The 12,359-nt window shown below is 53.6% G+C and carries 8 protein-coding genes; 2 read left to right on the forward strand and 6 right to left on the reverse strand.

Going from position 1 to position 12,359, the window contains the following annotated elements:
• The coding region (locus tag FDW94_RS23615; RefSeq protein ID WP_212734175.1) for a hypothetical protein at positions 1 to 203 on the forward strand (203 nt) is incomplete at its 5' end.
• A gap of 156 nt (positions 204 to 359) precedes the next feature.
• Positions 360 to 4,715: an autotransporter outer membrane beta-barrel domain-containing protein gene (locus FDW94_RS10325; RefSeq protein WP_137377539.1), complete on the forward strand. Its 4,356-nt coding sequence runs from the start codon at positions 360 to 362 to the stop codon at positions 4,713 to 4,715.
• 216 nt (positions 4,716 to 4,931) lie between these two features.
• Here FDW94_RS10325 and iolB read toward each other — a convergent pair whose 3' ends face one another.
• Genes iolB through FDW94_RS10355 form a run of 6 tightly spaced genes read right to left on the reverse strand, consistent with a single transcriptional unit; the run spans position 4,932 to position 12,311 of the window.
• Positions 4,932 to 5,750, reverse strand: coding sequence for a 5-deoxy-glucuronate isomerase (iolB, locus tag FDW94_RS10330; protein ID WP_136392259.1), 819 nt, complete (start codon positions 5,748 to 5,750; stop codon positions 4,932 to 4,934).
• 9 nt (positions 5,751 to 5,759) lie between these two features.
• The gene (gene iolE, locus FDW94_RS10335) at positions 5,760 to 6,650 is read right to left on the reverse strand and encodes a myo-inosose-2 dehydratase (RefSeq protein WP_060683363.1); all 891 of its coding nucleotides are present in this window, start codon (positions 6,648 to 6,650) and stop codon (positions 5,760 to 5,762) included.
• A gap of 14 nt (positions 6,651 to 6,664) precedes the next feature.
• Complete coding sequence (gene iolC, locus FDW94_RS10340; RefSeq protein WP_057068476.1) at positions 6,665 to 8,569, reverse strand: 5-dehydro-2-deoxygluconokinase; 1,905 nt, start codon at positions 8,567 to 8,569, stop codon at positions 6,665 to 6,667.
• 12 nt (positions 8,570 to 8,581) lie between these two features.
• Positions 8,582 to 9,715 (reverse strand): Gfo/Idh/MocA family oxidoreductase, encoded by a 1,134-nt coding sequence (locus FDW94_RS10345; protein ID WP_137377553.1) that lies wholly within the window; start codon positions 9,713 to 9,715, stop codon positions 8,582 to 8,584.
• An 8-nt stretch (positions 9,716 to 9,723) separates the two neighbouring features.
• On the reverse strand, positions 9,724 to 10,752 hold the full coding sequence (locus FDW94_RS10350) for an ABC transporter permease (RefSeq protein ID WP_003826102.1): 1,029 nt from the start codon (positions 10,750 to 10,752) through the stop codon (positions 9,724 to 9,726).
• Positions 10,753 to 10,763: 11 nt separating this feature from the next.
• Positions 10,764 to 12,311: a sugar ABC transporter ATP-binding protein gene (locus FDW94_RS10355; RefSeq protein WP_003839789.1), complete on the reverse strand. Its 1,548-nt coding sequence runs from the start codon at positions 12,309 to 12,311 to the stop codon at positions 10,764 to 10,766.
• Positions 12,312 to 12,359 lie beyond the last annotated feature (48 nt).

Here is a 12,359-nt window from a genome sequence, read left to right on the forward strand (position 1 = left end):
CCACTAAGACTCAGAACTGTAATAGCTTTAGCAAAGCTAAGTTCACTCTCGATGATTCCCCTTCCCCCGTTGATTTGAAAACAAGCAGCAATATAATAAAGGGGCTGGAAATATCGACAAAACCTCAGGTAAAATATTTCCAACCAGATGGCTATATTATCAAAATTAATTTATCACGTGACAAACTACGCAGGGAAACTTGAATCGAGTATCCGGTATCGATGTTTACATCACATTAATGACACGTGACATATATCATCAATTCGGAGATCTACATTTTCACTCTCAAAAATGTATCCCGATAAATATTTCACCCCAAAAGTGTTAAATTTTTATTATGATTATTTTGCGGAGAGTTTATGAACAAAATATATCAAATAAAATGGAGTAAAGTCCGTAATTGCTGGTGTGTGTGCTCCGAACTGGGAAGGAAGAACACGAAAAAAAAGTCCAGGGCGTTATTAGCCGGTGCTGTAGCGCTATGCTCATCAATGGCTTTTGCTGATGATATTGATGTCATCACAGATAACACCATTGATTTTGGCCAAAACAGTCACTCCATTAATTACCATATCAATGTAAAAGATAATGCCAACCTGGTGATTAATGCGCCGGACTCTCGCCCCCGCCTGACCTTCACATCAGGTGGTGGGCTGGATATTACCCAAGGAACAGTGCGTATCAATGGTGAGCTAAACGTTCTGCTGAGAGGTACGGGTTACCTTAACGTGTCCAATGCAGGCAGCGAGCTCTATGCTGACGACTTATATGACAGCGCATCAGACAACTGGCGAACTGGCGGTTATTTTAACGTGTCTGATGGCGGTAAGATTCATGTTAAAGGGACCAGTCGTCTTACCTATGAAAGGGGAAACATTAGCGGCGAAGGTAGCCAGGTAAATACTCAAACATTCTTCATGGGTGTTTTCAAGAGCTACGGTGGCGATCAATTCCTGTCGGTTAATAACAAGGGAGAAATTAACGCCAGTGAGAAATTAAGCCTAGGATATTTTAACCAAGATTCAAATACCACTTTAGTGGTATCAGACATGGGGAAAATCTCTGCTCCAGAAATTAGTTTGAGTACGAACTCAGAATTAGCATTAGGCGCTCAAGAAGGAGAGAAAGCTAAAGCTGCTGGGATTATTGACGCCAAGAAAATAGAATTCGTTTGGGCTAGTACGGACAATAAAAAAATCACACTGAACCACACCAGTGATAACGCCAATATAACAGCTGATATATCAAGCGGCAGTGAGGGGCTGGGTAATATCAATGCGCTTAATGGCACAACGTTTTTGTCCGGAGATAACTCAAAATTTAGCGGCAAAGTAAAAATTGCCAAGAATGCCACCCTTGGGGTTACGCAGAACCTGGGAGCCGCTGATATTAGCAATAGCGGCAAACTCTTGCTGAACGCTCAAAATGACATGGAGTTCACCAATAAGATTACGGGGAACGGTATTATCTCCGTCGGCGCCGGAAATGTGGCGTTAATGGGTGATAACAGCGCCTTTAAAGGCAAGATCAATGTTGAATCGGGTGCCGTTGCGACCGTGTCCGATCAGAAAAACCTGGGCTCTGCCGGGTTATCCGTTGCCGGGAAACTGCAGCTCAATAGTACCAGCGACTGGTTGTTTAACCACCAGATTTCTGGGTCCGGCATCCTGAGTGTCGATACGGGAAATCACGCTTTCTCTTTTAAAAATAGCACAGCGACCTCTGGGTTCACTGGTGCACTGGCGTTACAGAATACGACATTCAACCTGCAGGGAACCAACACCGATGCTCTTGCAAAAGCAGGGCTGATTGCAGGAAAAGGAAGTGAAATTTCACTGGGCACTGGCACACAGTCCATTGGAAGCCTGGCCTTTTCTGGCGGTACCATTGAGTTTGGTAACATTACCCCCGGCATACACCAAACCGACAAAATGGTGAATGTTAAAGATCAGTTAGACCTGACTGGGTCTGGTGCTGTGCAGGTGAATCCTGTGGGCGTAGTGGACGCCATATCTCAGGGTATTGATACCGGTCTCTCCTTAATGGAGCAGGAAGACGCCAATGCGGAAATTAAGCTGGTTTCCACCAATTCAGCAACCGTTGTAACAGGAGATGCCGGAAACCTGCAACTACAGGATCTGAACGGTAACGCGATAACAGATGCTGTTCAGCATGACATCAGCCAGGACGGACAGGTTGTAGCAAAGGGAACGTATGACTATCGCCTGACCAGTGGGCAAAATCATGACGGCCTTTATGTGGGCTACGGTCTGACACAGATTGAATTACAAGGACAGGGTCAGAATGCATTGATCCTGAACGCCAACGGAAAAACCGGAGCGGCTGCGGAATTGAGTTCCCGCCTGACCGGCTCCGGGGATCTGGCGCTCGACAGCCAGAAAGGCCACACAGTTTCACTGTCAGGTTTGAATAATGATTACACCGGTCTGACCGATTTGCGCAGCGGTAATCTACTGATGCTCAATGATAATGTACTGGGCCATACAGCAGGTCTGCAGATGGCAGAAGAGACCGTTTTGGATATGAATGGGCATAGCCAGACGATTGGGCAGCTAACCAGCGCGGTGGGATCAGTTCTGAATATTAATGGCGGTAGCCTGACGATTTCTAACGGCGGAACATCCGCAGGAGCATTGGTCGGCAGCGGTAATCTGAATATAGATAACGGTGTCTTTAGCGTGAAGGGCAATAATGCGTCCTTAAGCGCAACAACGACCATCGCTTCCGGCGCAGAGGTCACTCTGGATAATGTTCAGGGATTGGGGACCGGGGAGATTATTTCCGATGGCCACCTCAATCTCAATGCCGTTGAGGGACACTTGTCCAACAACCTTAGCGGTAAGGGTGAAGTTTCATTCAGCGAATCTAACGTCGCTCTTGAGGGGGATAACAGTGGATTTAGCGGCCAGCTTAACCTGGATAAAAACACACAATTAGTGGCGTCAGCCGCCGAACATCTGGGGGAGGCGACCATTCATAATCAGGGTGACATGATCCTTAACAGCTTGGATGACTGGACCATGCAAAACCAGGTCGATGGCAGCGGTAATGTCATCAAGCAGGGTCAGGGCACTATCACTCTGACTGCAGATTCCACCTATACCGGCACCACTGATATTCAACAAGGGGGTCTGATGCTGGGTCAGGAGGATGCACCTGTTACCTTAGCGAGCCAGCAGGTCAATATATCTTCTGCCGGTATGCTTTCAGGCGCGGGAACGGTACTAGGCAGTATCCATAATGCCGGACTGTTTGTTGCCGGAAATGGAGCATCAGGCCACTTTACTGTTGGCGGAGATCTCACCAACCAGGGTGCGATATCTTTAGGGAATATTGGACAGTCCGCAGGCAATCAGCTGATTGTTGAAGGAAATTACCACGGCGACAATGGTGTTATTAATTTTGATACGGTTCTGGGGGACGACCGTTCGGTCACCGATAAGCTTATTGTAAAAGGTGATACCACTGGCAATACTCAAGTAAGTGTCACCAATGCAGGAGGCCAGGGTTCACAAACTCTGGAGGGGATTGAGCTTATTCATGTTGATGGCCGTTCTGATGGTGATTTTACTCAGAGCGGGCGTATCACTGCGGGCGCGTATGATTATTCATTGGTTCGAGGTCAGGGGGCTAACAATAATCACTGGTATCTGACCAGTCAGTTGAATAAGCCTGAAAAACCCGAAAAACCGGTTTCGCCCACAGAGCATATGCTTCGCCCGGAAGGAGGGACCTATACCGCGAACCATGCTGCCGTAAACACCATGTTTAACATGCAGTTACACGATCGCTCGGGCAAAGCTCAGTACACAGATGTGTCAACCGGAGAGATTAAAACCACCGGTATGTGGATGCGTCAGGCAGGTGGCCACCAAAGTTGGTATGACGGTAGCAGCCAATTACGTACTCAAAGTAATCGCTATGTGATGCAGCTCGGCAGCGATATCGCGCAGGGCTCAACCAACGGGCATGATAGCTGGCGTCTCGGGATCATGGCCGGGTATGGTCATGACAATAATCAGACCCGCTCATCAGCAACGGGTTACACCTCGCGAGGTAGCGTCAATGGCTATAGCACTGGCCTTTATGCTACATGGTTTGCCGATAACACCGACCATAAAGGCCTGTACCTCGACGGTTGGGCACAATATGGATGGTTTGACAACCATGTAAAAGGTGAAGGACTGGCTTCTGAGTCCTATAAATCCAAAGGTCTGACAGCTTCTGTTGAAACGGGATATACCTTTAAAGCTGGCGAATTCTCTGGCAGCAAAGGAACCGTTAATGAGTGGTATGTTCAACCGCAGGCGCAAATTACCTGGATGGGGGTCAAATCTGATGACCATCGGGAAGCTAACGGAACGCGTATCGAGATGAATGGTAACGGTAATATTCAAACCCGTCTTGGAGCCAGAGCCTACCTGAAAAGCTTTAATAAAATGGATGAGGGCAAAGGCCGCGAATTCCAGCCATTTATTGAAGCTAACTGGCTCCATAATACACGCAGTTTTAGCACTAAAATGGACGACGTTAGCGTCAGCCAGGAAGGTGCTCACAATCTGGGAGAGATTAAACTGGGTGTCGAAGGCCAGATTACACCAGATTTAAATCTGTGGGGTAATGTGGGCCTCCAGATGGGAGACAACGGTTATAACAACAGCTCGGCAACGTTAGGACTGAAATATCATTTCTAATTAGCCCTCAACAAAAGATAGCCGGGGTGTTTTCGAGAGCACCCCGGCTACTGCCATAACCTCAAATATATCGACGCTTGCATTATTCTCATGGCCAGGCGAGCGATGAGAATAATGAGCACTTAAATAGCGCCAACCGTCATCCCATTCCTCCCCCTTTTACTCATCAAAAGGAGGGAAAAAAACGACTCACTTTTAACAAAGCCATTCATGACCTTACTTATCAACCGGATAATCCCTGTTAATCCACGCATGTTCATCTTCCCAGGTAAACATCCATTTGCGAACCGGGCCGGCCATCACGTTAAGGTAGTAACTGTCATATCCCGCCAGGGTTGCCACCGGGTGATACCCTTTCGGCACCATCACCACGTCGCGGTTATAGACTGCCATACACTCGTCAAGCGACCGGTCGTCGGTGTACACCCGTTGCATACAGAATCCCTGCGGCGGGTTGAGGCGATGGTAGTAAGTCTCCTCCAGATAGGTTTCCTGCGGGGGATTATCGGTGTCATGCTTATGGCTTGGGTAAGAACTGGTACAACCTTCGTTGGTCCACACCTCCACCACCAGCAGGCTATCTGCGGGTTTATCTTCCGGTAAGATGTTGTGCACGTAGCGCTGGTTGTGACCTTTGCCGCGCGCTTCCCCGTCGATATCCTTAGGTGCGATCAGCCGTGTTGGGTGCGTGCCTTTCCCCGGTGCAGCGCAGACTGCCAGCTCCAGTCTGGTCACCGCCTGAACCTGTATGGTTTCACCAGCAGTGACATAAACCGCCCACGGTTTGATCCGTTCGAACGGGCTCATCCGCTCACCGATATCCGTAAAAGTTGCGCCCGGCGTGGTGATGGTCGCGCGTCCGGCGACCAGTACCAGACAACGTTCTTCGCTGACGGCGGGCAGCGTAAGCTGCTGCCCTTCCTCCAGTTCATACGCTCTAAAGCCAACATATCCCCAACCGGCGCTTTCCGGTGTCACTGACTGCGTACACCCTTGCGCGTCCGGCTGCTGCCAGCGTGATAATAAACGTGACATATCACCTCCTCAGATAAGCCCGGCATCCCGCGCCAGACGGCTAAGGTTGTTATAGCCCAGACGCGCATACGTCAGCGGATGCGCGATGGCTGGATCCTGCTCCGCCTCCACCACCAGCCACCCCTGATACTGGTTCGCCTTCAGCAATGCCATGATTGGCGGATAGTCAACGCAGCCATCTCCCGGCACGGTAAAGACGCCGCTCAGCACCGCATCAAGGAAGCTGGTTTTGCGGTTTTTGACATCCGCCAGCACGTCGGCACGTACGTCTTTGCAGTGAACATGGTTGATACGTGATGCCCAGCGCTGCGCCACAGCCAACGGATCGGCACCCGCAAAGGTCAAATGCCCGGTGTCGAGCAACAAGCCAACTTCATCACCGGTATTCGTCATCAGATTATCCACATCTTCAGCAGATTCAATCACCGTTCCCATGTGGTGGTGATAGGCAATCTGTACTCCCTGCTGCTGGGTGTAGCGCGCAAACTCGGTGAGCTTTTCACCGTACTCTTGCCAGCGCTCTTGCGGGAAGCGCGGACGCAGATGTACCGGCGTCTGCTGCTCGCCGTGAATGCAGCCACTGACTTCGGCAAAGACCAGCACCTTCGCTCCCAGTTCGCGCAGTAACGTCAGGTGCGATTGCACAGCGGCAATCTCCTCCTCCACGCTGCGTTCCAGCAGACGTCCGGAGTACCAGCCGGAAACCAGTTGCAGGTCGTGGCGCTGCAAAATGGGGCCGAGCAGTCGCGCCTCACGCGGGAATTTGTTGCCCAGTTCGAAACCAGCAAATCCAGCCTCTTTACCCTCGCTCAGACACGTATCAAGCGACGTCTCTGCGCCCAGTGAAGGAAGATCGTCATTCGTCCATGTCAGTGGATTAATACCTAATTGTACCGTCATCATCTTCTCCTGAATTATGCTTGTCCGCGCTCGCGCCACCAGGCGATAAGCTGCAGGTAGTTATCTTTAATGCGCGCCACCAGCTGCGCATCGTCAATATCGTGTTTCAACCACGCGCGGGAAGCGTCGCCGAACAGCGTGCGTCCCACGGCAAAACCTTTCACCACCCCATGACCCGCAGCCGCTTTAAAATCAGCACGCAGTTGCTCTGCCGGAGCGTCCAGACCCAGGATCACCACGCCACGGCAGTGCGGATCGCGCCGTTCGATAATGTCACTCAACGCCGTCCAGCCAGCAGAAGTCAGCGGTGGGAGTTTCCACCAGTCGGGGTAGATCCCTAAGTTGTAGAAACGGGAAATGGCGCGCAAATACAGTTCATCACTGCGCGGCATACTGGCCGGTAAAATCACCTCCAGCAGCAGCTCATGACCGGACTGGCAACAGGCGCGGTACACCTCAGCGATTTTTTGTTCTTGTTCCAGACGCAACGCGTGGGCATCTTCCGGATGGAAAAAGACCAGACACTTCACCACATGTTCCTGCGGCCAACTAATGAGCTGCGAGCCTATATTGCCGTGTTCCATCTCCAGCGGGCGCGACCCCGGCAGTTCGATAGGGCGACCTATCCACCAGCCCTCTCCGGTTATCGCATTCAGCGCATCCTGACCAAACGTACCATCGCACAGCAGCCCGGCCTTGCCCTCCAGCCCGGCGCTGTTGGCCGCTTCACGGCTGGCCTGCAAAATAAGCTGTTTCAATGCCGGAATACGCTTCAAAGACGCGCCGCACTGCAACGCCATCTCTTCCAGTTGGCTACGGTGATCGAAGGCCATCACGCACAGTTCCGGCCATGTGCGACGACGGGTCGTCACGCGATGCAAATGGTTGAGATGCGGATCGAGATCCGGACGCGGAACCTCTGCAGCGCGAGAAAGATAATCATCAAGCTCAACTTTGCTCGGCATCGCTGGCGCACAGCCGTGACGTGATACCACCAGTGCGCCGCAGGCATTTGCATAGCGGCACGCCTGCTCCCACCCCTCATCGTTAAGATAGCCGCGCAGCAGGCCAGACATAAACGCATCGCCCGCCCCCAGCACGTTCAGCACCTCTACGCGCACGCCGGTGACCGTCAGGCCATCGTCCAGCCGGGCCGGGATCGCGTCGGTATACACCGAACTGCCAAGCGCACCGCGCTTGCAGACCAGCGTCGCGTGACTCACGCCGCGAACCTGCGACAGCGCCTGCAGCGTATCGGTACTGCCGCCCGCGATATGAAATTCCTCCTCAGTGCCGACAATTACATCAAAAAGATGCAGCACCTCCTGCAACTGGCGGGTGACCTGATCGGCGGCGATAAAGCGTGTTTCGCCGTCGCCTAAGGAAGTAAGTCCCCACAGCACCGGGCGATAATCGATATCCAGCGCCGTACGCACGCCGTGACGCCGGGCGTAAGCGAGCGCCGTCAACACCGCCTCGCGGGTTTGTGGATGAGAAAGATGCGTCCCGGTGATGGCAAGACAACGAGCAGAAGCGATGTATTGTTCATCAACATCGCTGGCGGTAATCGCCATATCCGCGCAGTTATCACGGTAAAAAATCAGTGGGAAGGTGTCCCGGTCTTTAATGCCGAGTAGCACCAGCGCCGTCAGGCGGTCTTTATCAGTGATCAGATGGCTGGTATCGCAGCCTACCTGGTTTAATTCTTCACGCAGGAAACGCCCCATATGTTCGTCGCCAACCCGCGCCAGCATTGAAGAACGCAGTCCCTGGCGTGCCGTGCCGTAAGCCACGTTTCCAGACGAACCACCAAGATATTTGGCAAAGCTCGACACATCTTCCAGGCGCGCGCCAATTTGCTGACTGTAGAGGTCAACCGCCACGCGGCCCATGCATATCACATCAAACTGCTTTTCCACGTTGATACCTCTTCAGACAATGTCGTTCACGTTCAGCCAGCGGCCTTCCTGGTGCGAGAGTGCGATAGCGTCAAGCACGCGCGACACCTTCCAGCCCTCTTCAAAGTCCGGCCACATCGGTGCATCGGCGGCAATGCCGTCCACCAGGTCACGTACTTCTACTGTTTTCTGGTCGTTAAAGCCGATACCATGCCCGGCTCCCATGCAAAACGCGCCGTAGTCCGGGTGCGCCGGGCCAACCAGTAAAGTGCGAAACCCCTGGCGGTTGACCGGATCGTCATGCAGATAGAGCTTCAGCTCAGCCATACGCTCCTGAGTAAAACTGATGGTTCCTTTGGTCCCGGTAATCACATACGACAACCCCATCTTGCGGCCACAGGCAACGCGCGAGGTTTCAATCACCCCTTGCGCACCGCCTGCAAAGCGCACCATCGCGTGGGCCTGATCTTCGTTCTCTACCGTCACCATTTGCGAGGAACCGACTTTCGCCGGACGCTGTGGCACCACGATCTTCAGGTCGCCGCAGACCTGCTGAATATCCCCAACCAGGTACTGCGCCATATTGACGATATGCGCCGCCAGATCGCCAAGCGCACCAAGTCCGGCGGTCTCTTTAAAACAATGCCAGTGGATCGGCGCAAGCGGATCGGCCATGTAGTCTTCGTTGTGGGTGCCGTAGAAATGGATCACCTCACCAATTTCTCCGCGCTCAATGATCTCTTTCGCCAGCTGCGCCGTTGGGTTCTTCATATAGTTGAACCCCACCAGCGTTTTCACTCCTGCCAGTTGTGCGGCCTCAACCATTTCACGCGCGTCGTGGGCGTTCAGCGCCAACGGCTTTTCCGAGTACACATGCTTGCCATGGCGAATCGCTTCCAGCGCCATCTCTTTGTGTAGATGATTAGGAGAACAGATATCCACGACATCAATGGCCGGGTCAGCCACCAGCGCACGCCAGTCTCCGGTTGAGCGATTGAAGCCAAACGCCTGCGCCCGCTCGGCGGCAAGCTCTGGAGAGACTTCCGCCACCATTTCGCGCACCAGCTTGCCGCGCAGGTTAAACACCGTCGGGGCCTGGGCATAGGCGATGGCATGCGCCTTGCCGATATACCCGGTGCCAATCAATCCAATACGAACTTCTTTCATCATGATCCTCACAATGCGCCGCGACGGCTCTTGGCGTAGGTATCGAACGCCACCGCCAGAACGATAATTAAGCCGGTAATAATTTGTTGGTAGTAAGCCGAGACGTTCATCAGCACCAGACCGTTAATCAGGATGCCCATGATGATCGAGCCGATAATGGTGCCGCCAATACGCCCGTAGCCGCCCATCAGTGAGGTACCGCCAATGACCACCGAGGCGATAACGCGCAGCTCAAACGAGATCCCGGCGACCGCTTCTGCACTGCCCAACCGCGCGCTGAGAATGAAGCCCGCCAGCCCTGCCAGACAGCCAATTAACACGTAGACGCTCACCAGCACGCGCTTCACGTTAACCCCTGCCAGACGCGCCGCCTCCGGGTTGCCGCCGATGGCGTACACGAAGCGCCCCCAGCGGGTTTTATGTAGCGCCAGATAACCGCCTACCGCCACCAGCGCGAATATCCAGATTGGAATGGAGATACCAAGCAGTTCGCCGCGTCCCCACCAGCGGTATCCCGCGTCGAAACCGGCAATTGGTGCGCCGTCGTTAATCACCAGCGTCAGGCCGCGCCAGATCGTCATCCCGCCGAGGGTGACAATAAACGGCGGCAGACGCAGGCGGGTCACTCCGAGGCCATGCAGAAAACCAATCGCGGTGCCCATCGCCATACAGATACCAAGGCCAATCAGCCAGCTCATGCCGCCCCAGGCGTTTGGGTCGACGGTGGTGAAGTTGTCGCCCTTAATCACATACGCAGCGGTCATGGCGCAGACCGCCAGGATGGAGCCCACCGACAGATCGATCCCGGCGGTCAGAATGACAAACGTCATACCGACGGCCATGATCCCGTAGATGGAGACTTCGGTCAGAATGTTGAAAATATTGCGTTCAGAAAGAAAATTGCTGTTCTGCAACTGAAAGAAAATCAGCAGCAGGATCATGAAAATCAGTACCCCAAAGCGCTCAAAAAAGGCAATGGGATCAAGACGTCCGCCGCGTTTGGCTGGAACCTGCGTTTTAGAAATAATCTGCGTCATGAATCACTCCGTTATGCCGCATTCAGGGCGTTGTGGTTGATGGCCATCATCGTCATTAGCCGCTCTTCGTTGGCGTCGTCGCCGTGGATCTCGCCGGTCACCCGGCCTTCACTTAGCGTGATGATCCGATCGGAAACCGCCATGACTTCCGGCAGATCGGAGGAGATCACGATCACCGCCACGCCCTTTTTCGCCATATCAAACAGCACCTGATGGACTTCTGATTTGGTGCCAACATCGATGCCGCGCGTTGGTTCATCCACGATCAACACCCGAGGATTAAGCGCCATGCAGCGCGCGAGGATCACTTTTTGCTGGTTCCCGCCGGAGAGCTTGCGTACCTCCTGCGCGCTGTTGACCATTTTGATCTGCAGCGCCTGGCGGTATGACTCGATCAGGGCATCCTCTTTGCGGGTATTCACGAACCAGCGCCAGTGCAGCAGTGACGAGAGGCTGGAGAGCGACAGGTTGTCGCGGATTGACAGCCCAAGCACCGCGCCCTCTTTTTTACGATCTTCCGGTACCAGCGCCAGCCCCTGATCCAGCGCAAACAGCGGATCGCGCGGCTGATATGGCACGCCATCAAGTTCAAAGCTGCCGGAAGTAAAACCGTCGGCGCCGAACAGGCAGCGGGCCACTTCGGTGCGCCCGGCCCCCACCAGTCCGGCAATGCCTAACACTTCGCCAGCATGCACGTGGAAGCTAATGTCATGCAGCGCGATGCCGTGCGGATCCAGCGGCGGTTTTTCGCGGCTAAGCCCCTTCACCGCCAGACGCACAGGTTTATCTTCATGGTGAGTTTCGCTGGCCGGACGGCGATTAAAGGCCACATCGCGCCCCACCATCAGGCGGATCAGCTGTTCTACGGTGGTCTGTGCAACCGCGCCATTCCCGGTGAATCGTCCATCCTGGAAAACGGTGAACTGGTCGCAGAGTTGAAAAACCTCATGCAGACGATGGGTGACGTAAATAATGCTCACGCCACGCCCTTTAAGTTCCCGCACCACACGATGCAGGCTTTCTACTTCGCTGTCGCTCAGCGCGGCGGAAGGTTCATCCATAATGATGAGTTTTGCGTTCAGCGTCAGCGCCCGCGCAATTTCCACCATCTGCTGCTGCGCCACGCTCAGTCGGGCCACGGCCGTGGTTGGCGCAACGTTCAGTTGCAGGTAATCCAGAATCACCTGCGCTTCCTGATTTACCGCCTTTTCGTCAACAATCAGGTTGCGTTTGCGCGGTTCGCGTCCGAGAAACATATTCTCGGCGACGGTCATATTGGGCAGCAGATTAAATTCCTGATAAATCGTGATAATGCCCTTGTTCTGCCGCTCAACCGGAGAGTCTTCTACCGGCAATGTTTCGCCGTTGAACCAAATATCCCCGCGTGTTTGCGGCTGCGCGCCCGCCAGCGCTTTCAGCAGGGTCGATTTTCCGGCACCGTTCTCACCTAACAGCGCATGAATTTCGCCTGCTCCGACGGTCAGCTGTGCGCTGCTCAGCGCCCAAACGCCGGAAAAGCTTTTCGCCAGGTCGGTCACTTTCAGTAAGGGTTGCGACATCGGTCTGCTCCTCCTCATAGAGAGCCGCCACTTGCGCGGCGGCTGCGG

The organism is Citrobacter sp. wls757 (assembly GCF_005280935.1).
In the GTDB taxonomy this organism is placed as follows: domain Bacteria; phylum Pseudomonadota; class Gammaproteobacteria; order Enterobacterales; family Enterobacteriaceae; genus Citrobacter; species Citrobacter portucalensis.

Excerpts from the sequence above, each read along its gene's own strand:
- FDW94_RS10355 (WP_003839789.1), bottom strand. The coding sequence starts at position 12,311 with ATGTCGCAACCCTTACTGAAAGTGACCGACCTGGCGAAAAGCTTTTCC.
- FDW94_RS10345 (WP_137377553.1), bottom strand. The coding sequence starts at position 9,715 with ATGAAAGAAGTTCGTATTGGATTGATTGGCACCGGGTATATCGGCAAG.
- iolB (WP_136392259.1), bottom strand. The coding sequence starts at position 5,750 with ATGTCACGTTTATTATCACGCTGGCAGCAGCCGGACGCGCAAGGGTGT.
- FDW94_RS10350 (WP_003826102.1), bottom strand. The coding sequence starts at position 10,752 with ATGACGCAGATTATTTCTAAAACGCAGGTTCCAGCCAAACGCGGCGGA.
- FDW94_RS10325 (WP_137377539.1), top strand. The coding sequence starts at position 360 with ATGAACAAAATATATCAAATAAAATGGAGTAAAGTCCGTAATTGCTGG.
- iolE (WP_060683363.1), bottom strand. The coding sequence starts at position 6,650 with ATGACGGTACAATTAGGTATTAATCCACTGACATGGACGAATGACGAT.